Below are 21,302 nucleotides of genomic sequence, written 5' to 3'. Positions count from 1 at the left end.
TATCATAACATCGCGCCCTCCCCGGCTGCCTGTTGTTTGGTTTTCACGATCTTCTGGGCCGATTTGGAGAGGTTCTCCTCGTCCTCCATGAAGCGTTTGATCTTACGTATGGCGTCCTCGTACCCGGGTATCTGCACCTTCTCGTACAAGTTCACCTTCTGAGTGGTTTTGCGGCGCGCATGGTCCAGCAGTTCCATCTTGCGGTTGTAAACCTCGAACTCGATCCCCAACTGCGCCATGCGCTTGAGGATGTCGACTCCGTCGGCAAACCACACCGGCGAGGAGAACAAATCGTAGGGTTTCTCCTCGAACAGGACATTCTGCAGGACAGGCGTGCGCACGCCCGCGATCTTCTGAACCGAAAGTTCGACATCGGCGATGCGCAAGAGGTCACAATCAAACTCTCCCCAGAGCGACACCATATAGTCGTACTCGGCCTTCAGGGCATCGAGCCGACGACGGTAGTCGTTTGCGGAGTCCTTCGCTTTCTTCACTTCGGAGCGCAGGGCCGACTCCTTACTTTTGATTGTAGGGAGGGCCTTCTGGCGCATTTTCAACTGTTTGCCGAGGTCGCCCAGCGAGGTCTTGTTATATTGAAATTTGATTGCCATTGCGTGTTACGCCTCCTTCCAGTATTTTTTGATGAGCTCCTCCTTGATGGCGACCTCCTCCTTGGTAAAGTACTTGGCGAAGAGTCCCCACGCAGTGTCGAGCATCTGGTTGATCTCGATATTCACGTCGATGGCCAGCAGTTTCTCGGAGTAGTCGAACGCGAACTTCAAAGTACGCTCGTCGTAATCCGAAAGGTCGAAGCCGTTCTCCAGTTTGGTCTTGGCGTTGGCCGCATCGGCGTAGAGACGCACGCAGGCGTTCATCACCTGCGGATGGTCCTCGCGGGTCTTCTTACCGATAACGAGCTGTTTCAGACGCGACAGCGAACGGAACGGGTCGACGATGACCTTGCCCGTGTCGGAGTCGTTGCGCAGGAACAACTGTCCCTCGGTGATGTAACCCGTATTGTCGGGGATGGCGTGCGTGATGTCGCCGCCCGAAAGCGTCGTCACGGCGATGATCGTGATCGAACCGCCGTTAGGCAGCTGCACGGCCTTCTCGTAAATCTTCGCGAGGTCCGAGTAAAGCGAACCGGGCATCGAGTCCTTCGAAGGAATCTGGTCCATACGGTTCGACACGATGGCCAGCGCATCGGCATAGAGCGTCATGTCGGTCAGCAGCACCAGCACCTTTTCGCCCTTGTCGACGGCGAAGTATTCGGCGGCGGTCAGCGCCATGTCGGGAACGAGCAGGCGCTCCACGGGAGGATTCTCCGTCGTGTTGACGAACGACACGATGCGGTCGAGCGCACCGGCGTTCTCGAAGACCGACTTGAAGTAGAGAAAGTCGTCGTTCGTGAGCCCCATGCCGCCCAGGATGATCTTGTCGGCCTTGGCACGCAGGGCCACGTTGGCCATCACGGCGTTGTAAGGCTGGTCGGGGTCCGCGAAGAAAGGAATTTTCTGGCCCGTTACGATGGTGTTGTTCAGGTCGATGCCGGCGATACCCGTGGCGATGAGCTCCGAAGGCTGGATACGCCGGAAGGGGTTCACCGTCGGGCCGCCGATCTCGCGGGCCTCGCCCTCGATGATCTCGCCGCCTTCGAGCGGCTCGCCGTAGGCGTTGAAGAAACGCCCGGCGAGGTTGTCCGAAACGCGCAGCTTGGGCGGTTCGCCGTGGAAGACGACCTCGGAATCGGTGGACAGGCCCTCGGTTCCGGCAAAAATCTGCAGCGTGACGTTTTCGCCCATAATTTTCACCACCTGCGCCAGCTTGCCGCCGACGGTAGCCAGTTCGTCGTTGCCGACGCCCGTGGCACGGAGCGTCACGGTAGCCTTGGTGATGTTGTCGATCTTGGTATATATTTTCTGAAATGCTCGTGTTGTCATAATTTCTCCCGCTTATTTGGATTGTTCACTCACATACTGCTCGATCTGCTTCCGGTAACCCTCGAACTTCTCCGACTTCCACTCCGAGTAGTTCATCTGGCGGAAGAGGTTGATGAGCCCCTTGAAGAACTGCGAGCAGGCCTCGAAGTCGGCGAACGCAAAATCCTGGTTGCAGATGCCGAGGACCATTTTGTACATCATCTGCTGGCGCTCCATCGGGCAGTTGGCGTCGATGGCGTCGAAGGCGTCCTGCTGCAGGATGACGAAGTCGATCAGCTCCGATTTCCAGAACCGTTCGTGGTACTCCACGGGAACGCCGTCGTCGCCCAGGATGTTGATCTGGTCGTTGGCCTCCTTGCCGCGCTGCACGATGGTCTTGCCCGCATAGACGAGGTCCACCCAGTCCTTCTCGATATGGTCGTCGAGGTATTCGCGGATTTCGGGGTATTCGAGGTATTTCGAATAGGACTCCAACGGGTCGATGGCCGGGTAACGCTTCGAGTCGGCACGGCCCTGCGAAAGGGCGTAGAAACAGCGAGCAGCCTTTTTGGTCGATTCGGTAACCGGCTCCTTGAGGTTACCGCCCGCAGGCGACACCGTACCGAGGAACGTCACCGAGCCGGTCTGGCCGCCGACGAGCTTCACCAGGCCCGCACGCGAGTAGAAGTTCGAAATGATCGCCGAAAGGTCCATCGGGAAGGCATCCTGTCCGGGAAGCTCCTCCAGGCGGTTCGACATCTCACGCAGCGCCTGCGCCCAGCGCGATGTCGAGTCGGCCATAACCAGCACCTTGAGGCCCATCGAGCGGTAGTACTCGCCGATGGTCATACCCGTATAAACCGATGCCTCACGCGCGGCAACGGGCATGTTGGAGGTGTTACAGATGATGATCGTGCGCTCCATGAGCGTATGGCCCGTATGCGGGTCGATCAGTTCGGGGAACTCCTTGAAAATTTCCACCACCTCGTTGGCGCGCTCGCCGCAGGCGACCATGATGATCACGTCGGCGTCGGCCTGCTTGGAAATGGCGTGCTGGAGCACGGTTTTACCGGCGCCGAACGGCCCCGGGATAAAGCCCGTACCGCCTTCGGCCATCGGGTTGAAGGTGTCGATCGGGCGCACGCCGGTCTCCATGACGCGCGACGGACGGGGTTTCTCGGTATAGCAGCGTACGGCCTGCTTCACGGGCCACTTCTGGACCATCGTCACGTCGTGGTCCTTACCCTCGGCGTCGGTAATGACGGCGATGGTGTCTGCAACCTTGTATTTGCCGGCCTTGGCGACGCTCTTGACCGTATAGCTGCCGGTCATCGTGAAAGGAACCATGATCTTGTGCATCACCCACTGCTCCTTCACTTCGCCCAGCCACGAGGCGGCGGTGACTTTATCGCCCGCCTTGGCCAGCGGCGAGAACTCCCACTCGGCATTGTAGTCGATCGGTTCAGTGATCGAACCGCGGGCGATGAACAGACCGTCCATCTTTTCGAGGTCGTTCTGAAGACCGTCGTAGTTGCGCGACAGAAGGCCCGGGGCCAGCGTCGCTTCGAGCATGTGTCCCTCGAACTCGACCTTGTCGCCGATCTTCAGACCGCGGGTGCTGTCAAAAACCTGGACATAGGCCGCGTCGCCTATGACCTTGATGACCTCGGCCATCATTTTGGTATCGCCTGTCCAGACATAGCAGATCTCATTCTGGCCCACGGGTCCGTCGGCCTTGACGATCACGATGTTGGAGATGATACCGTTTACACGTCCTGTAGTTTTCATTGGTATTTTTATGTTATTTACTTTTTCTTCGCAATTCCTTTCGTCCGGGTCCATGCCACGCAGAAGGCCATTGCAGCCGTCTCCGGCGTCATGTACAGGCCCGGTCCCGCCCGGAGTCCTTCCCTTAGGAAAGGCTTCTCCGGAGCGCTGGCGCTTTTCCGGACTATTCCTTATGGTCGATCAGTTCTTTCGCATCCAGCTCCTGCATCAGGCGGGCGAACATCTCGCGGCCGCGGGCGGCGTCGAGCTGCGTCCAGCGGGCAACGATGTTGATCCGTACCAGGTAGGAGAGAATGGCGTTGATGTCGAAATAGTCGAAAGTCGCCAGTTCCGCGGCTTCGTTCCAGCGGATCAGGTCGATCTTATGCTCTTTCTCCACGAGATTCGCCTCGTCGTTCACCGCCGCGATCACCGCGTCGATGTAAGGCAGTTCGCCGCGCAGGCCGAAATCGGCCGCCGAACTGCGCTGCAGTTGCTCGGCGACGTCGCCTCCGCCCACGACCACCTCTTCGACCGCACGGCCTGCGGCACGCGCCGTAACGGCAGCCGAGACGTTGCGCAGGTTCAGGTCGAAGGCCGACCATTCACGCAGGAAACGGCTCCCGGCCTTTTCGCAGGCAGCGTAGTAGGCTCCGAACAGTTCCTTCTCGAAACGCCGCGACGTATCGACCGTCTCGGCGTCCTCGCCCTCAGGATCGGCATAGGCCCTCACCACGCGGGCTACCGCTTCGGGCAGCCGCTTCGGGGCTTTCAGCTCCTCCTCCAACTCCTCGCGCGTGAAGTTGCCCAGCGGATTGTGCGCCGAGCGCCCCGCACGCAGGGCGGCGATATTCTCACAGTCGTAGTAGCCGTACAGGAGCCGCACCTCGCGGGCGTCGCCGCGGTCCACCTCCTCCAGAATTTCGGAGATGATGGCCCGGGCATCGAAGCCTTTGGTATCGGCGTCGAGCGTGTACTCCTTCAGGGAGGCTACCAGACAATAATAATCGGTTGCAAACATGCCTTACGCCTTAAACAACAATTGGAACACCTTGCCGCGCAGGTACTCGCCCAGCAGCGCCTCGATGTCGGCATCGGCGAACGAAATGTAGTAGCCCCCGTCCTTGGCGCCCACCTTGAAGCCGGTCTTCACCTCCTTCGACCAGCCGACCTCGATGCCGGCGGCGAGCAGTTCCTTCGCGCTCTTCTCGAATGCGGCGTCGAGCGTTTTGCGCTCGGCCTCGGGCAGCAGGGCCTGCAATTCGACCTTGCCCGAATCGGAACCGTTCCAGTTCTTAGCCACGGCAACGAGCATCTCCTTGATGAACGCCGGATCCACGACGGCCTCCTTCACGCCCTGGGCCGTAGCCTTGGCGATGATGAGCGACGCAATTTCGGACTTGATCCTGGCAACGGCCTGTTTGCCGGCCAGCGAAATCTCGGTCATGGTGTTTTTCCCGACATCCTCGGCCTTGGCTTCCGCCTTCTTAACGATGTCTTCGGCCTGGGCGCGGGCTTCGGCGACGATCTTCTGAGCTTCGGCCTTGGCGTCGGCGACCAGCTTGTCGGCATCGGCACGGCCTTTCTCCAGCCCCTCGTCGTAGAGCTTCTGAGTCAACTGTTGAAGTTTGTTTTCCATAGCGTTATTTAGTTTTAATTATCGTTTTTTCTTTTTCGAACACAAATATATAAAAGATTATCAACAATCGGGAACCGTAAAGATCAATTTATCCTATTTTGACGAGTTTCCGGCACAAATAGAGCAGGTACATAACCGCAGGACGGACGACACGCCTCCCGGCCGGAAACAGAAACCCCGGACTTCGAAAGGAAGTCCGGGGTTTTATCGCATTGCGCGCCGCATCAGAACAGGCCGAGCGACTTGCTCCGGGCCAGCAGGCAGGCTCCCATCACTCCGGCGCGCTCACCGAGCGCCGAGAGTTTGATCTGGGTATCCTTGTTGACCAGCATCAGCGAATATTTGTTGACGGCGTTGCGTACGGGAAGCATCAGGTACTCCTTGGCTACGGACAGCGTACCGCCGATAACGATCATTTCGGGATTGAACATGTTGATCAGCCCGGCGATGGCCTTGCCGAGCGTATGCCCCACGGCGTCGAGCGTCTCGATGGCCAGCACGTCCTCCTTTTGCAGGGCGTCGAGGATGTCATTGAGTGTGATCTCCTCGCCCTTGTTGAACTTCTCGGAGAGCATCGAAACACGCCCCTGCCGGAGTTTTTCGAGGAAAATGCGGTGCATGGCCGAACCCGACGCTCCGGTTTCGAGGCAGCCGCGCTTGCCGCAGCGGCAGATGATCTCGTTGTCGAGCAGCGGAAAATGGCCGAATTCGCCCGAGAAGCCCGACTTGCCGTAGAAAATCTTGCCGTCGATGATCATGCCCAGGCCCAGGCCCCAACTGGCATTGATATAGAGCATCGTCTGCTCGTTGTGGGCGTCACCGTACATGTATTCCCCGTAAGTAGCCGCACGGGTGTCGTTCTCGATATAGACCGTACTGCCCAGGCGCTCTTCGAGCAGCATCGTCAGCGGCTGCTCCTCGACGAAGAAATAGCTGTAACTGTATCCGGTCTGGGAATTGACCCGGCCCGAAATATTGACACCGATGGCCAGTACCTTGTCGGTGGCGATCTTGTGCGTACGGATGAAATCCTGGATCACCTCGCAGAGCCGGTCGAGCGAATGGGGGTCGTTGTCCATCAGGAAATCGACCGTCGTTTCGTCGATCAACTGTCCTTTGAAATTGACGACCGCCATCACCACCGAATCCTTGCGGATGTCGACGCCGATGAAATAACCCGCATAAGGGTTCAGGCCATAGATATTGGGACGCCGGCCGCCGGCCGTCCCCTGCTCGCCGAAATTGTGGACGAAGCCTTCGTCGATCAACTCACCGATCAACTTGGTAACGGTCGGCACACTGAGGTTCACAGCCTTGCTCAAGTCTGTAATACTCGAATCTCCGCCGAAGATATACTGGCAGATAATCTGCTGCTTGAGGATTGCATTTTTATTGCCCTCCGTGGCCTCTTTCAGGAACGAACTGGTCATGTAGTATTCTTGTTTTCGTTTATACGCTCATTCAAGAGGTAAAGGTAAAAATAATTCATGAACAAGCCAAGCAAAACAAAGAAAATGCAATCACACCGACAATTTCGTAATAATATTTGCCATACATACGGTTTTCATACAGATTATTTACAGTCAGCCCCGAATCCGGCATCAAGACAAGTCGGCTTCAAAAGCAACTTTTTCCAACAAAGCACCTGCATAAATAAAAATTATTACCAACACTTCAATCGATAGCAATATTTATTACTACATTTACACCCGACAAAAAAACGATTCATCGGCAATCGACACCGAACTACGAAAACACACCGACCAAACGAAGTAAAATACGCAAAAAATACCCATGAAGAAATTACTTATTCTGCTCTCCGCGCTCCTTACAGGACTCGGTACGGCCACATCCAAAGAGTACACCGCAACCTCGCCCGACGGAAAGATCGCGGTGAGGGTTTCGACCGCGCCCGAGCTCGCATGGAGTGTTGCGCGCGAAGGTGAACAACTGCTCGGCGCAAGCCGCATCGGGCTGAAACTGGCCGGGGCGGAGGAGTTCGGCACAAAGCCTGCGGTGCGGCGCGTCGCGACACGTGCGATAGATGTCCGCAGCGAAGCGGAGGTCCCCACCAAGTTCCGGGAACTGCACGACCGCTGCAACGAACTGCTGATCTCGTTCCGCGGCGACTGGTCCGTACGGTTCCGGGTTTACGACAACGGCGTGGCCTACCGTTTCGAGACGATGCGCAAAGGCACGGCCGATGTGGAGACGGAGACCGCCGAATTCAACTTCGCAGAGGACTGCACGGCCTATTGGGCCAACGAAACGAATCCCGACTTCATCTCGCACTGCGAGGCATTTTTCCAACCCGTAAAACTCTCGCAGATCGAGGCGGCGAAATACGCCTACCTGCCCGTCAGCCTCTCCACCCCGAAGGGTACACGCATGGTCATTACGGAAACCGACCTGGAGGAATATCCCTGCATGTTCCTTTTCGGAGGCCAGGGGCGGAAACTCCGCGCCGGATTCCCGCCCGTCGTACTCGAAAGCCACCTCAAAAAGGGATCGGACCGCAACGAGGTGTTTCTGAAAAAAGCACCTTACATTGCCCGCACCGACGCTTCGCGGACGTTTCCATGGCGGCTGATGACCATCGACCCCGACGACTGTTCGCTGCTCGAAAACTACCTCTCCTACCAACTGGCTTCACCGTCGGTCGAAGGCGACACGGAATGGATACGCCCGGGTAAGATTTCGTGGGACTGGTGGAATTCGCAGAACCTTTACGGCGTCGATTTCAAAGCCGGGATCAACACCGAAACCTATAAATATTTCATCGACTTCGCCGCGAAATACGGCATCGAATACATCCTGCTGGACGAAGGCTGGTCGGTCAGCACGCTCAATATCCGCGAACCCCGCCGGGAGGTCGACCTCGCGGAGTTGATCCGTTACGGCAATGAAAAAGGCGTCGGAGTGATCCTCTGGACCCTTTGGAACCCGATGAAAAAGGATCTCGAGGGAATACTGGATACTTACCGCGACTGGGGTGTCAAAGGCATCAAAATCGACTTCATGCAGCGTTCCGACCAGGAGATGGTCCGTTTCTACGAAGAGATCGCCCGCGCCTGCTTCGACCGCCGGTTGCTGGTCGATTTCCACGGGTCGTTCAAGCCCGCGGGCCTGCAACGCAAATACCCAAACGCGATGACCTTCGAAGGCGTCTACGGCATGGAGAATGACAAATGTTCGACCGATATTTCACCGGCACACGACTGCACACTGCCCTTTACACGCATGGTCGCCGGGCCGATGGACTACACCCCCGGAGCGACACAGAATGCCACCCGACAAGATTTCTCGATCAACTGGAGCCATCCCATGAGCCAGGGCACACGCGCCCACCAGGCGGCGCTCTACGTCATCTTCGAAAGCCCGCTGCAAATGCTCTGCGACTCGCCGTCGCACTACCTGCGCACGCCCGAATTCACCAGATTCATCGCTGCCGTACCCACTGTCTGGGACCAGACCGCGGCGCTGCACGCCTCGGCCGGCGAATACGTCGCCGTAGCCCGCCGCAACGGCGGCAAATGGTATATCGGTGCGATCACCGACTGGTCGGACCGCACGCTGGAACTCGACCTCGGATTCCTCGGCGAGGGCCGCTACCGGATGCAGATGCTGGAGGACGGCGTCAATGCCGACAGCTATGCACAGGACTTCCGCGTCGGAAAACGCAACGTGACACGAAACGACAAAATCACCGTTCGCATGGCCCCGGGCGGCGGATGGGCGGCAATCCTGACCCCGGTAGAATGAGACCCCGAATCTTTCAACTGCTTATTCCGATGCTGCTCGCCGGTTCCTGCATCGTGACAGGGCACGAAAAGCCGCTCAAATCCCCGGGCCGGTTCTACGGCATGTTTATTTACTGAACGCCACGATAAAAACCCCGGCCAGCAGGCACGACAGCCCGAGCCACATCGTTCGCCGCGACGCAGGGGAGGCATCGCGCCATTCGCCCGAGAAAAGCCCGGCGAGGTTGCCCGTCAGGATTGCCAGCGACTGCATCAACGCCCAGCCGACCGACGTTCCGGCATCGCCGAGGAAACTGCCGCCCATGCCGTAAAACATCATGCTCACATACCAGAGCACCCCGGCCAAAGCGGCCCAGCACCAGTTTGCCCACCGCCCGCAACGGTACAACGCCCCTGTTTTCCGGCTCCGCAGCAGATAAATGCAGTAACCCGCATTCACAAGGCATCCGGCGGTCAGCGCAATGCTCCAGACGGCATTGGACGTATATACCGAATCGGTTCCGGCGGCGAGCGCCTGCTGCTGCAAAGGCGCCCCGAAAACGCCCGAAAAACGCTGACTGCGACTAAAAAGGCAGCAAACGGCTCCCCGAAACCGGGCTTCGTCCGGCTGAAAGCGACCCTTGCACCCGACCAGACGGCCGGACCGACCATCCGCGGAACGCGTGCCATCCGCGAAATCACACTCCGCCTCGAAGCGCAGGACCTGCCCCAGGCGCTTCGGTCGACCGTCATGAGCATTCGCTTCGACGGCGAACAAACCGTATGGATTCCGGTCGGCGAATTCTTCGGCATCGGCTATAAGCCGATGCACAACGATACGTTCTTCACCGAAACCGACGAACAGGGCACGATGAAGGCATACTGGGTCATGCCGTTCGAAAAAGAGTGCGAAGTATCGTTCCGCAACTTCGGCACGCAGGAGGTAACGCTGGAGGGCGGAATCGTCCACGCTCCTTGGAAATGGGACCGCCGCAGCCTCCATTTCGGAGCCGCATGGCATCAATACACCGATGTAAAAACAGGAGCGAACGGCAAATCGGCGCCCCGGGACATCGTCTACACCGAACTCTCCGGCGAAGGCCGTTATGTGGGCGACTGCCTGACGCTTTACAACACGGTAAACGGCTGGTGGGGCGAAGGAGATGAGAAAATTTACGTCGACGGCGAGACATTCCCGTCGCATTTCGGAACAGGAACGGAGGATTACTACGGTTATGCCTGGTGCAGGCCCGAAGTTTTCACCGGACATCCGTTTATCGCCATGCCTGCCGGCGACGGTAACCTCGGCATCGGATACACGGTCAACAGCCGCTACCGCATGCTCGACGCCATTCCCTTCTCGCGCTCGCTGCGTTTCGACATGGAGTTGTGGCACTGGCAGGAAGCACGCATGAACTATGCCCCGGCAACGATGTGGTACATGCGTCCGGGCGGCGTCTGCAAAATCGCACCCGACACAGCCGGAGTGCGCCGGCCGGTCGTCCTGCGTCGCAGCCAGTTGGTTCCTCCCGTCCTGACGGCCGGGATCGAAGGCGAAGACCTCGAAATCCGCGGATGCACGGGCGGCAAGGCCTACGGCCAATACCGCACCAACGGACTGTGGAGCCAGAATACGCAGCTTTTCTGGCACAACGCCCCCGTAGGCTCCATGCTCACGCTCGGCTTCGAATCCGCCGTGGAAACCGCAGCCCGGTTCGAAGGCATCTGCTCGCTCGCCAAAGACTACGGAACATTCCGCATCTGCCTGAACGGCAAGGAACTGGCGCCCGCCATAGCGCTCTATGCCCCTGAACTCATCACCCGGGAGGTTCCGCTCGGAAGCGGGCATATCCGCAAAGGCGAAAATACGCTGACGATAGAGGCCATCGCCCCGGCAACCGGTTTCACGGAGTGTTTCTTCGGCCTCGACCGGCTCGTTTTGCACCTGCAATAAGGGCCGGACAGAACAAGACCGTGTGAAAGCCCCGCTCTTTTCGGTTAAGAGCGGGGCTTTCACACAGCCTCGAGTCCGACACGATCGCCGAAGACAACCGTCGTCAGTCGAAGGACGAGACAAACGGTTTGGGGCGGATCATAGTCTCCTCGGTTACCTGCCCGAAACTGTCGGTAATGCGAATGGTAACGGGTGAAGTGGCCGAGGAAGCTTTGGCCGAGAAGAGTTTGCAAACCGGAGCCGGATAGCCCGGGCTGTCCATGGTCGCGTAGGAGGGAATTTCGTAGCAGAGCAGGTAGAGCGGGTCCTTATCCTGCTTTTCGGTAACGGGAAGCGGCTGACCGTTTTCCAGGATTTCGACCTTCCATTCGGGATTGTACTCCCATATCTTGACCAGTATTTCGTTCTCCGAACTGGAAACCGCATAACCGCCCATCGACGCATCGAACGCCTGTCCGCGGGGGCCCTGTGCCAGCGCAGGGGTCAGGTAATCGGCCGCCGAAAGCCGCATCGCGTTGCGGTCGTAAGCCCGGAAACGCTTGGTGCGCGACAGGTTGACGCCCTTGACGCAATAGTCCGCGACCCGGCCGCCTGAGAAGGACAGCGTGCCGTAGCTTGCGGGCGAACCGTCGGTATTGACCGCCTGCCGCCGTTCGGCGAGCAGCGTTGAAAGCCGCCACGTGGTCCAGTGTCCCGACGTGCCGCCCAGCGTGTTGTAATTGTGTTCGGTGATGCGTCCGTTTTCGAGCACGGAGGTATACATGCGGTGCGTATGTCCGGAGAGGATATGGATGTTGGAGAATTCCCGGAGGCATTCCATCACCTCAGCGCCATTCGGAAGCCAGAAGCGGCCGTAGGTGGCATCGTTGTAGCCGTATATCGGGGTGTGAAGGGCCAATAACAGCGGGGCAGTCTTATCCTCAACCAGCGCGAGGTCCTTGCGGAGCCATGCCAACTGCTGCTCGGACACCGAGTAGCTCGTCTTGGAGTCGTCGGCAATCCGAACGTTGGGGTTGAGCACGACCAGATGCGCCCGACCCAAATTCACCGAATAATAAAGCGGGCCCATCGTATGTTGGTAACGGCGGATTTCCGTCATGGCCTCCTCCGAGGCGATGTCGGGATAGAGCACATAGTCGTTCAGTTCGTGGTTGCCCGGAACGTTGAAGATCGGGCAACCAACCTGCTTGAGAAGCTCGGCGGCGTCCTCCAGCGTAATGCGTTCGCGATAGTTGGCGGCTACCAGATCCCCCAGATTGATCAGATAGGCCGGGCGTCCGGAGGCTTTGACCTCAGCGATACAGGCATTGATATCCGGGATGCAGCAGTCGGCGAACAGCTTCGGAGCCTGGGCCGCCGAAGCCGCCGTGAGGTGGGTGTCGGTAATAACGATCAGTTCGAAATCGTCGTTGGAAACGCGGGCGAGCGTGAAATCGACCTCCACGCAGGCTTCGGGATCAGTGGCCGCGGGAATCGGTTTATAGAAGGCCGTGAAGCGTCCTTTCTGCTCCACCGGCATATAATTCGGCGGCAGCGTTACGAACAGGTGCGGGTTCTGCCGCTGCGTGGCGAGCCAGTAGTGCCCATCCTCGTCCGTAAGGGCGATCTCGACGCCGTCGGACAGAACCACGCCCGCGATCGGTCTCCCGTTCGTGTCACACACCGAACCTTTGACGTTCATCCCCTCGCGGTCGGGAATCACTTCGCGGCAGAACCGCGCTTTTCCATATCGAAAGACCATGCCGTCACGCAGGACGAAGATCGCATAGTCGCCTGCCACGAAGTTGCCCGGCAGGACGAAATGCAGTCCCGTGTCGGTGGCAACCGTTTCGATCAGGTAGGAGTGCTGCGAAAGCCCCGCGTCGGTGAGGCGGACAACGTCGCCGGTCAGGAATCCCGATCCCGGGAGCCATATCGTACGCTCGTCGGTGATCAAGTATTCGGTTTCGCCGGAAACGTCGTCAATCGTGAATCCGGGGGCCGGCGACGGAGCGTCGTCGGTGCAGGAAGCGATTCCGGAGGCAAACAGCAACAGGACGGCCCACAGGATGAGCAGGCCGTGCGATGTGATTGAAAGAAGCGTTTTTTTCATCGGTAATTGGGTTTTAGTTGGAAAGACAAAAAAAACTGTTTTCCGCAATCCTCGCTTGCCGGGTCGTATCGAAAATTTATCCGATAGTCTACGGGAGGACAGAAAAACAATGTTCCCGTGTTTTCAAGCCGTAACTTACAGCCTGAAAACACGGGAACAAACATTCTTTCTCATCGAATGCCGCCTTGCGCAGACGGCATGCCGAACCGGGAGCTACTGGTGCTGGGGACGCAAAAGATCCTGCACGACCTTCACCGGGGAGAAGGTGGTGATGGGAACGTCGACGAAAACCGTGTTCCACCTGGCCATCGCGCCGTTCCAGAGGCCCGGCAACTCCTGCGCGCGCAGGTCGCGGCCGCCGCTCGACTTCGAAGAAATGAAGCCTGTCGCGGGATCGGTATATTTGCGCAGGTCGAACCTGCGGCCTTTCGAATCACGCACGCCGCACACGAGGTCCACGGGATTGAAATGGGTGGCAGACTTCATCAACGGCAGATCGTCGGGTGAGATCTGGCTCGACTCGGCGATCTGGAGCGACTCCGTGCCGTCGGGATTCCCGACCCAGAACGGGCCGCCGCCCGGTTCGCCCTCGTTGCGGACCATGCCGCAGACGCGGATCGGACGGTCGAGCACAGCACGCAGCAGCGCCGTATCGTAATCGGCGGGGAGTTTCACGCAAAGCCGCTTTTCGATAAATTCGGCAATCGGCTCCAGTTCCGCACCACCCACTTCGAGCGCCTTGAGGTACTCGAAAGCACGTTCCTGCAGGTCCAGCAGCACGCCGGCCAATACCTTTTTAAAGCGAATCGTGTCGCCGCGGCGGGCATCGGTCGTCACGTTGTCGATATTCTTGATGAAGACGATGTCCGCGTCGATCTCGTTCAGGTTCTCGATCAGCGCCCCGTGGCCCGCAGGACGGAACAGGAGCGAGCCGTCGTCCTGGCGGAACGGCGTATTGTCGGGATTGACGGCGAGCGTATCGGTCGAGGGCTTCTGCACCGAGAACGAAATGTCGTAACGAATGCCGAACTTATTTTCGTAGAAGGGGACCTTCTCTTCGAGCAGTTCCTCGAAACCGGCGACATGCTCGGGCGAAACGGTGAAATGAATCCGCGCGACGCCTCCGGCCGCAGCATAGGTCGCACCTTCGACCAAATGCTCCTCGACGGCCTTGCGGGCCCCTTCGGGATAAGCGTGAAACGTGACCAGCCCCTTGGGTTTGCGGCCGTAGTCGAGCCCCTCCTTCACAATAGCGCTGACAATCGCCCGATCGTCGGCTCCGGCCGGCAATACGGCTTTCAGCTCGGGCCAGAAAGCGAATTTCCCGATGTTGTCAAGCAGCGTGTCGATGCCTTTGCCGCGTTTACCGTCGTTGACGAACTCGAATAACTCCTTGAACATGCGCGTCGCGGCGCCCGAGGCCGGAACGAACTTCACGACGCCCAACTGCGCAGCTTCCTTTTCATAACGCTCCGCGGCGGCATCGGCCTCCGCCGGAGTGACCATCAGCACACCGTCGCCCGGCGATGCGGCGCGTACGACGTTCAGGAAGGGAAATCCACGACGGAAGTTCTCCAACTGGGTCTCCGCCAGTTCGGGAGTAAGGCCGTGCTCCCGGATTTGTTGCAAATCTTGTTGCGTAAACATAGGTTATCGTTTTTTCAATATTATGGTCGCATGCGACAAGTCCCCGCCCGGGGCGGGGATTTAGGGATGGGTCAAACCTGTAAACACGCCAGTACGCCGCGGCAACGGCATCCTGACACGGGATGCCGGCCGAAATACGCAATGACACCCTATCACCATTCAAAGTTACGCAAATTATTCGTAACTTTGCGCATCATGATCCGAGAATTTCACCAAATAAGCCTGCGCGGGCGCAACAGTTTCGGCGTCGAACAACGCGCCGCGCGCCTCCTGGAGTTCGAAACCCCGGAGGATTTGCGAACACTCTTCGCCACAGGAATTCCGCAGCGGTGGACGGTGCTCGCCGGAGGCAACAACATCCTCTTCACGCAGGACTACGACGGACTGCTCGTGACCCCCGTAGCCCGGCAGATCACCCAACTCAGCGACGACGGCGAAACAGCCTGCATACGGGTCGATGCCGGCGTCGAGTGGGACGACCTGGTGGAATGGGCCGTCGGGCGCGGACTGTGGGGCATCGAGAATCTCTCGCTGATCCCCGGCAAGGCAGGGGCCGCCCCGGTGCAGAACATCGGAGCCTACGGCTGCGAAGCCAAAGACGTGATCGAACGGGTCGAGATGTACTGCGTCGAAACGGGCACGATACTGACGCTCGACGCCGAGCATTGCGGCTTCGGCTACCGCGAAAGCGTCTTCAAGCACGACCTGAAAGGGCGCGTGATCATCACAGCCATCGAAATACGCCTCTCGCATACGCCGCGCCCGAAACTGGGCTACGGCGACGTGGAACGCGAGGTCGAAGCCCGCGGGGGCACAACGCTGCGCAACATCCGCGAGGCGATCTGCGCCATCCGCCGCGCGAAACTACCCGACCCGGCCGTACTGGGCAATGCGGGCAGTTTCTTCAAGAACCCCGTGGTCGATGCCGCAACGGCCGAGCGCCTGCTGGCCGAATACGCCGACATGCCGCACTACCCTGCGCCCGACGGACGGGTCAAGCTGGCTGCCGGGTGGCTGATCGACCGGGCCGGGATGAAAGGCCGCCGCGAAGGCCCGGTAGGCATCCACGAACGGCAGGCGCTGGTGATAGTCAACCACGGCGGCGCGACGGGCGGCGAGGTAATCGCCTTCGCCCGCAAGGTGCAGGAGACGGTTCGCGAAAAGTTCGGCATCGCGATAGATACCGAGGTGAATATACTTTAGGCGCGGCACGACTATGAAATATTTAGTTATCGACGGTTATCTGAACGGAACCGGGATACGGGATAAATATGAAGGCTATATCCCCCTATCCGAACTAAATCTCTCCGCGGCGCTTTCGGAAAGAATAGAACTGTGGCTTCAAAAATACTGGAATGAATTTTACGCAAACTATCCAAAAAAAGACAAGGTAGCGGATCTTGATGCGGAGGGAGTGGAAATCACACGAGCGGTTTCTCGCGAACTGCCTGAAGATTATAAATTGGAATATTTCTCGGATGCCCGGATGCAGTATATTCCATGGAAGACACAAAACGGCAATAAATAGGGACCCGGGACCTCTAAACGAACGAATCCAATGGCATTGTTAGACGCATTTCAACGCTACGTCGACGAGAACAACCTCGCCACGCACGACGACAAAATCCTACTGACCGTCTCGGGCGGCGTGGACTCGATGGTCATGCTCTCGCTGTTCACCCGCTGTGGCTACCGGGTGGGGGTCGCCCACTGCAATTTCCAGTTGCGCGGCGAGGAAAGCGACGAGGACGAGGTACTGGTGGAGAACGAAGCGAAGAAATACGGCGTGGCGTTCTACAACAAGCGTTTCGAGACCGTCGCCGAGATGGAGCGCACGGGCGAGTCGATGGAGATGGCGGCCCGGCGGCTGCGCTACGCATGGTTCGACGCCCTGAGCCGCGAACACGGCTACACGGCCATCGCCATCGCCCACCATGCCGACGACTCGATCGAGACTTTTTTCATCAACCTGCTGCGGGGAACCGGACTGCGGGGCCTTACGGGAATCTCGACCCAGGTCGGGAAGATCATCCGCCCGCTGATGTTCGCCTCGCGCAAGGAACTGCTGGAATACGCCGTTGCAAACCACATTCCCTTCCGGGAGGATTCGTCGAACCGTTCGACCAAATACCTGCGCAACAAAATCCGACTGGGGCTGATTCCGCGCATCCGTGAAATCAACCCCAAGTTCACAAGCCTGATGAGCCGCAACCTCGCGCGCCTGACCGACGCCCAGTTGTTCATCAACCACGGCATCGAACGCATCCGCGAGGAAGCCGTCACCTCTCAGAGCGGGATCGACACGATCCACCTCGACCGCCTCGACCCGGCATTCCCGCAGGGTTTCGTGATCTACGAACTACTCAACTCGGCCTACGGATTCAAGGGCGACGTGATCGACTCGCTGTGCCACGCCCTCGAACAGGGCGCCACGGGGCGGCGCTTCTACGCCCGCGAGAGAGTGGCCTGCGTCGACCGCGGGAAGATCGTCATCGGACCGATAGCCGACGACGACGTATGCCTCACGACGGTTCGCAAAGGCGCCCTGCGCAGTTACTGCGGCAACTCGGTCCTCTACTACGAATATTGCGACATCGACACGATCAAGAATTTCGGCGTACCCGAAAACATCGCGCAGCTCGATGCCGACCGCCTGCAATTCCCGCTCACACTGCGCCGCTGGCAGCAGGGCGACTGGTTCGTGCCGTTCGGCATGACGGGCCGCAAGAAGGTGAGCGACTTTTTGGTCGACGCCAAAGTTTCGGTCGCCGAAAAACAGCGGCAGTTCGTACTGCTGTCGGGCGACGAAATCGTCTGGCTCGTCGGACGGCGCATCGACGACCGTTACCGCCTTACGCCCGACACGGAAAACGTGCTGCGCATCACCAAAGAAATCATTTAGAATGGCTAAAAGCGCTCTGAAATTCAAAGATTCCGTCGCCGAATACGAGCAGATCGCCGCCGACGTAGCAGCCCGCAAATTCGCAGGCATTTACCTGCTGATGGGCGAAGAGAGCTACTTTATCGACGCACTCTCGGACCGGCTGGCCACGACGATTCTCGACGAAGCTTCGCGGGACTTCAATCAGGTCACCGTTTACGGCCGCGATTCCGAGGCGGGACAGGTAATCAACCTCTGCCGCCAGATGCCGATGATGGGATCGTACCAGGTGGTGATCCTCAAAGAAGCCCAGCAGCTCAAGGGGCTGGACAAGCTCTCGCTCTACACACAGAAACCGTCGCCGACGACCATCCTCGTGATCTGCCACAAGGAGAAAAACGCCGACAAACGTTCGGCCTTCTATAAGGGCTGCGCCGCGAACGGCGTGGTGCTCGAATCGGTACGGCCGCGCGACTACGAGATCGCAGCGTGGCTGCAACAGTTCATCCGGAAGAAAGGCCTCACGATCGACCAGAAAGCGCTTTCGATGCTGACCGACCACCTCGGAACCGACATTTCGAAGATTTCGAACGAACTCCACAAACTCACCGTATCGCTGCCCCAGGGCACACAGCGCATCACCGACGCCGACATCGAGGCCAACATCGGCATTTCGAAGGATTTCAACAACTTCGAACTGTGCAAGGCCGTCGTTACGCGGGACATGGCCCGCGCGCTGATGATCGCCGAACATTTCGGCCGCAACCCCAAGGACAACCCGCTGCTGCTGACCATCATGGCGCTGTTCGGGCAGTTCAAGGAGATGTTCGTGGTCAACTACCTGCGCTGGCTCTCGCGTCACAAGGGACAGCCCTTTCCGCCGGACACCGAGCTGATGCGCATCCTGCGCAAAAACAACACGTTCGTCATCAATGAAATCAAGCAGAACGCCGCCGGATGGGACAACCGCAAGGTATTCAACATCCTGGGGCTGCTGCGCGAATACGACGCCAAGAGCAAGGGACTCAATACGGGAGGCGCTTCGGACGGCGAACTGCTGCGCGAACTGCTGTTGAAAATTTTCATGCTTTGACGGAGCTTTACCTATATCAGACCGTACACCTCGCCCGGGGACGCGCACGCAACGTCGCCGGACACATCGCCGTGCTCGACGCCGCATCGCACGACCTCTTCGGACGACGTTACGCCCCCGGAGCAGAACGGCTCGCGGCGCGTATCGAAGCCCTGGCCGCCGCGGAGCGTTATCCCGCAGGCGTGTCCGGATTCGTGCGCATCGAACTGCTGCCCGACGGCACGGAACGCCTGCTTCCGGCAGGAGTATCGCTCTACGACGGCTACGCCTTCCGGAGCCTTACGCCCGAAGCCGTGACGGTCGACTACGATTTGCCGCTTTCCGCCGCACCGACCTCTGCGCGCGAGGCAGCGGCGCAACTGGCCCGCTTCGAGGCCGAACTGGCCGGAGCCGAGGTCGCGGTGCGGTGCGACAGCGCCGGGATTCTCCGTTCGGCCGACGACGCACCGCTGTTCGGCATCGGCGGCCACACCGTCCTGACGGCCCCCGGCCCCGCGAGCGTCGAGCGCGAACTGGCCGTCCGGGCCATACTGGCCGCAGGACTGGAACTGCGCGAAGAGCCGTTCGGCCGAGCCGACCTGCCTTACCTCGACGAACTCTTTTTCGCCGACCACCGGGGCATCACTTCCCTTTCGCGCTGCGACGGACGGCCGCTGATGACCCTCGTCGCCGAACGCGTCGCCGAAGCGATGGAGCCCGTTTAAGAAACAGGATTCCAAGCGACCGACAGGTTAAAACCGATTATCCGGCAACCGGCCGCCCGCCGGAGAGGCGCCGAAGACCGCTTCTGAAAAAATAGAAACCGGAGGCTCCCCGCACACCCTATCTTTCGGGGAATCAAAACCCGGAAACCGTGAAAAAATACCTGTTGCTTTACGCCGTCGCCGTGACGGCGCTATTCGCTTTTACCTACCGCCGCTACCACGCCGAAAACCGGCGGCTCGCCCAGAACCAGACAGCCCTCACGGCTGAAATCACGCACTACCGCACACAGGCCGGAGCCGATGCGGCCTCGGTCCGGGCGCTCCGGCTGCGGTGCGGGGAGTTCGAAAGCCTGCGCGCAGCCGACGCCAGAGAGATTCGCCGCCTCGGCATCCGAATCCGCCGCCTCGAAGCCGCAGCCAAGGCCGTCACCGCGACCCAAACCGAAGTCCGCATGCCGCTGCGCGATACGGTTGTCGCCGGCATACGCGGCTCGCTCCCGGTACACGACACCATGCGGATGTTCCGCTGGCGCGATCCGTGGGTCAGCGTCGAGGGCCGTATCGGCAAAGACTCCGTCGCCTGCCGCATCCGCAGCGTCGATACCCTCCGGCAGGTGATCCACCGCATCCCCCGCCGCTTCCTCTTCATCCGCTGGGGAACGAAAGCCATCCGGCAGGAGATCGTCTCGACGAATCCGCATACGCGGATCGTCCATGCGGAGTATGTGAAAATCGAACGATAAAACTTTTTTCGAAGAAATCCGGCAGGCCCGTAGGGGTCGGCCGGATTTTTCGTGTCTTAGGAAAAACGACAGCAACCTATGAACCCTGACAAACATACCTGGGACCTCCTTATCAGCGCACTTAAAGGCACGCTCGACGACGCCACGCAACGCGAATTCGACCAGTGGACCGCCAAGGCGGAAAACCGCCGTTTCTACAACAGCCTGACCCGCGTGTGGCGCGAGATACAGCAGCGGGCCTCGGCTTACGAGCCCGACCGCGACCGGTTATGGCAGCAGTTGCAGCAACGCGTCGGCGTCTACGAAATCCCGCAGGCCGACAAAACCCCGAAGCTCCGCCGGAGCCACCTGCTGCAAACGGCCATAGCCGTGGCCGCAGCAGTCGCTGTGACCCTTTTCGTGGCCCGCACCGACACCTTACGTCCCGCAGTCGATTCGGCCGAACAGCAACTCTGCGCCTTCGAAGGCAAATCGCAGGCCCGGCTGGCCGACGGATCGACAGTCTGGCTTCACGGCGGTTCGACACTCACCTACGACGCCCGCTTCGGAGACAGGGAACGCCGCGTGAAACTCCACGGCGAAGGGTTCTTCGACATTGCGAAAGATCCCGAGCGCCCCTTCACCGTCGAGATCGAAGGCCTGAAAGTCAGCGTCCACGGCACGAAGTTCAACATCCGCACCTCGGCCGACAACGACATATCGATTTCGCTGGTCGAGGGTTCCGTGTCGCTCGACTCCGGCAACGGCAGCCGCCGGCTGCTCCGTCCCGGGGAAATCGCCCGCTACAACTCCGATACACGCAAGATCGTCATCGGGCGGGGCAACGTGGCGATGGAGTCGTGCTGGGCCGCGGAAAAACTCTCGTTTGAACGCCAGTCGCTGGGCGAAATCTGCCGCTACATGGCCCGCTGGTACAACACCGAAATCCATATCACCCCGGCCATCGCACACAACTACGCCTACACGTTCACCATCACCAACGAACCGCTCGAAGAGATCCTGCGCATCATGAGCCGGATCAACCCTATCTCATACTCCTTTGCGAAAGACAACACCGTTACAATTTCCGAACTCGAATAAAACCACCCAACCTCCCTAAAAACGAATGCCTATGGAGTGACAA

18 protein-coding genes are annotated in these 21,302 nt (G+C 59.2%); 9 read left to right on the top strand and 9 right to left on the bottom strand.

Going from position 1 to position 21,302, the window contains the following annotated elements; translation table 11 throughout:
- Positions 1 to 2: 2 nt before the first annotated feature.
- The 6 genes from KG007_RS10170 to KG007_RS10145 all read right to left on the bottom strand — a co-directional run bounded on the left by KG007_RS10170 (position 3) and on the right by KG007_RS10145 (position 6,755).
- Positions 3 to 611, bottom strand: a complete 609-nt coding sequence (locus KG007_RS10170; RefSeq protein ID WP_195461209.1) for a V-type ATP synthase subunit D — start codon at positions 609 to 611, stop codon at positions 3 to 5.
- Between the two features lie 6 nt (positions 612 to 617).
- The gene (locus tag KG007_RS10165) at positions 618 to 1,940 is read right to left on the bottom strand and encodes a V-type ATP synthase subunit B (RefSeq protein WP_195461208.1); all 1,323 of its coding nucleotides are present in this window, start codon (positions 1,938 to 1,940) and stop codon (positions 618 to 620) included.
- A 12-nt stretch (positions 1,941 to 1,952) separates the two neighbouring features.
- Complete coding sequence (locus KG007_RS10160; protein ID WP_195461207.1) at positions 1,953 to 3,707, bottom strand: V-type ATP synthase subunit A; 1,755 nt, start codon at positions 3,705 to 3,707, stop codon at positions 1,953 to 1,955.
- Between the two features lie 163 nt (positions 3,708 to 3,870).
- Positions 3,871 to 4,707, bottom strand: coding sequence for a DUF2764 family protein (locus KG007_RS10155; protein WP_195461206.1), 837 nt, complete (start codon positions 4,705 to 4,707; stop codon positions 3,871 to 3,873).
- A gap of 3 nt (positions 4,708 to 4,710) precedes the next feature.
- Entirely contained in the window at positions 4,711 to 5,325 is a 615-nt protein-coding gene (locus KG007_RS10150) for a hypothetical protein (protein WP_195461205.1), read from the bottom strand.
- A gap of 224 nt (positions 5,326 to 5,549) precedes the next feature.
- Positions 5,550 to 6,755: an ROK family transcriptional regulator gene (locus KG007_RS10145; RefSeq protein ID WP_213348618.1), complete on the bottom strand. Its 1,206-nt coding sequence runs from the start codon at positions 6,753 to 6,755 to the stop codon at positions 5,550 to 5,552.
- A gap of 364 nt (positions 6,756 to 7,119) precedes the next feature.
- Here KG007_RS10145 and KG007_RS10140 point away from each other — a divergent pair, with 364 nt between their 5' ends.
- A complete protein-coding gene (locus KG007_RS10140) occupies positions 7,120 to 9,087 on the top strand; it encodes a glycoside hydrolase family 97 protein (protein ID WP_213348617.1) in 1,968 nt (655 codons plus the stop codon).
- A 105-nt stretch (positions 9,088 to 9,192) separates the two neighbouring features.
- On the opposite strand, the gene KG007_RS14055 is transcribed toward KG007_RS10140, so the two are convergent.
- Positions 9,193 to 9,897, bottom strand: a complete 705-nt coding sequence (locus KG007_RS14055) for an L-rhamnose/proton symporter RhaT (protein WP_213348615.1) — start codon at positions 9,895 to 9,897, stop codon at positions 9,193 to 9,195.
- On the opposite strand from KG007_RS14055, the gene KG007_RS10130 reads away from it, so the two are divergent.
- Positions 9,790 to 11,019 (top strand): glycoside hydrolase family 172 protein, encoded by a 1,230-nt coding sequence (locus KG007_RS10130; protein ID WP_262897748.1) that lies wholly within the window; start codon positions 9,790 to 9,792, stop codon positions 11,017 to 11,019. The two genes, KG007_RS14055 and KG007_RS10130, sit on opposite strands and share 108 nt — an antisense overlap.
- Positions 11,020 to 11,122: 103 nt before the next feature.
- Here the strand turns inward: KG007_RS10130 and KG007_RS10125 are convergent, their stop codons facing one another.
- Positions 11,123 to 13,111 (bottom strand): calcineurin-like phosphoesterase C-terminal domain-containing protein, encoded by a 1,989-nt coding sequence (locus KG007_RS10125; protein WP_213348611.1) that lies wholly within the window; start codon positions 13,109 to 13,111, stop codon positions 11,123 to 11,125.
- 213 nt (positions 13,112 to 13,324) lie between these two features.
- Complete coding sequence (locus KG007_RS10120) at positions 13,325 to 14,758, bottom strand: DUF4301 family protein (RefSeq protein WP_195461174.1); 1,434 nt, start codon at positions 14,756 to 14,758, stop codon at positions 13,325 to 13,327.
- A gap of 195 nt (positions 14,759 to 14,953) precedes the next feature.
- Between KG007_RS10120 and murB the strand changes: the two genes are divergently transcribed.
- The 7 genes from murB (at position 14,954) to KG007_RS10085 (ending at position 21,259) form a co-directional block, all read left to right on the top strand.
- Positions 14,954 to 15,961 (top strand): UDP-N-acetylmuramate dehydrogenase, encoded by a 1,008-nt coding sequence (murB, locus tag KG007_RS10115; protein WP_213348610.1) that lies wholly within the window; start codon positions 14,954 to 14,956, stop codon positions 15,959 to 15,961.
- 13 nt (positions 15,962 to 15,974) lie between these two features.
- A complete protein-coding gene (locus KG007_RS10110) occupies positions 15,975 to 16,286 on the top strand; it encodes a hypothetical protein (RefSeq protein WP_195461172.1) in 312 nt (103 codons plus the stop codon).
- A gap of 30 nt (positions 16,287 to 16,316) precedes the next feature.
- A complete protein-coding gene (gene tilS / locus KG007_RS10105) occupies positions 16,317 to 17,660 on the top strand; it encodes a tRNA lysidine(34) synthetase TilS (RefSeq protein WP_213348608.1) in 1,344 nt (447 codons plus the stop codon).
- A 1-nt stretch (position 17,661) separates the two neighbouring features.
- On the top strand, positions 17,662 to 18,732 hold the full coding sequence (gene holA / locus KG007_RS10100; RefSeq protein ID WP_213348606.1) for a DNA polymerase III subunit delta: 1,071 nt from the start codon (positions 17,662 to 17,664) through the stop codon (positions 18,730 to 18,732).
- Positions 18,729 to 19,436, top strand: a complete 708-nt coding sequence (locus KG007_RS10095; RefSeq protein ID WP_213348604.1) for an aminotransferase class IV — start codon at positions 18,729 to 18,731, stop codon at positions 19,434 to 19,436. The genes holA and KG007_RS10095 overlap by 4 nt, the downstream gene beginning before the upstream one ends.
- Before the next feature lie 149 nt (positions 19,437 to 19,585).
- On the top strand, positions 19,586 to 20,179 hold the full coding sequence (locus KG007_RS10090; RefSeq protein ID WP_213348602.1) for a DUF6549 family protein: 594 nt from the start codon (positions 19,586 to 19,588) through the stop codon (positions 20,177 to 20,179).
- A gap of 78 nt (positions 20,180 to 20,257) precedes the next feature.
- A complete protein-coding gene (locus KG007_RS10085; protein WP_213348600.1) occupies positions 20,258 to 21,259 on the top strand; it encodes a FecR family protein in 1,002 nt (333 codons plus the stop codon).
- Positions 21,260 to 21,302: the final 43 nt, after the last annotated feature.

This window comes from Alistipes montrealensis (assembly GCF_018362775.1).
Taxonomy (GTDB): Bacteria; Bacteroidota; Bacteroidia; order Bacteroidales; family Rikenellaceae; genus Alistipes; species Alistipes montrealensis.
This window is presented reverse-complemented; position numbering and strand designations above follow the sequence as displayed.

Bases quoted from the DNA above. Each gene is read 5' to 3' on its own strand.
- KG007_RS10170 (WP_195461209.1), bottom strand. From the start codon at position 611: ATGGCAATCAAATTTCAATATAACAAGACCTCGCTGGGCGACCTCGGC.
- KG007_RS10165 (WP_195461208.1), bottom strand. From the start codon at position 1,940: ATGACAACACGAGCATTTCAGAAAATATATACCAAGATCGACAACATC.
- KG007_RS10160 (WP_195461207.1), bottom strand. From the start codon at position 3,707: ATGAAAACTACAGGACGTGTAAACGGTATCATCTCCAACATCGTGATC.
- KG007_RS10155 (WP_195461206.1), bottom strand. From the start codon at position 4,707: ATGTTTGCAACCGATTATTATTGTCTGGTAGCCTCCCTGAAGGAGTAC.
- KG007_RS10150 (WP_195461205.1), bottom strand. From the start codon at position 5,325: ATGGAAAACAAACTTCAACAGTTGACTCAGAAGCTCTACGACGAGGGG.
- KG007_RS10145 (WP_213348618.1), bottom strand. From the start codon at position 6,755: ATGACCAGTTCGTTCCTGAAAGAGGCCACGGAGGGCAATAAAAATGCA.
- KG007_RS10140 (WP_213348617.1), top strand. From the start codon at position 7,120: ATGAAGAAATTACTTATTCTGCTCTCCGCGCTCCTTACAGGACTCGGT.
- KG007_RS10125 (WP_213348611.1), bottom strand. From the start codon at position 13,111: ATGAAAAAAACGCTTCTTTCAATCACATCGCACGGCCTGCTCATCCTG.
- KG007_RS10120 (WP_195461174.1), bottom strand. From the start codon at position 14,758: ATGTTTACGCAACAAGATTTGCAACAAATCCGGGAGCACGGCCTTACT.
- murB (WP_213348610.1), top strand. From the start codon at position 14,954: ATGATCCGAGAATTTCACCAAATAAGCCTGCGCGGGCGCAACAGTTTC.
- KG007_RS10110 (WP_195461172.1), top strand. From the start codon at position 15,975: ATGAAATATTTAGTTATCGACGGTTATCTGAACGGAACCGGGATACGG.
- tilS (WP_213348608.1), top strand. From the start codon at position 16,317: ATGGCATTGTTAGACGCATTTCAACGCTACGTCGACGAGAACAACCTC.
- holA (WP_213348606.1), top strand. From the start codon at position 17,662: ATGGCTAAAAGCGCTCTGAAATTCAAAGATTCCGTCGCCGAATACGAG.
- KG007_RS10085 (WP_213348600.1), top strand. From the start codon at position 20,258: ATGAACCCTGACAAACATACCTGGGACCTCCTTATCAGCGCACTTAAA.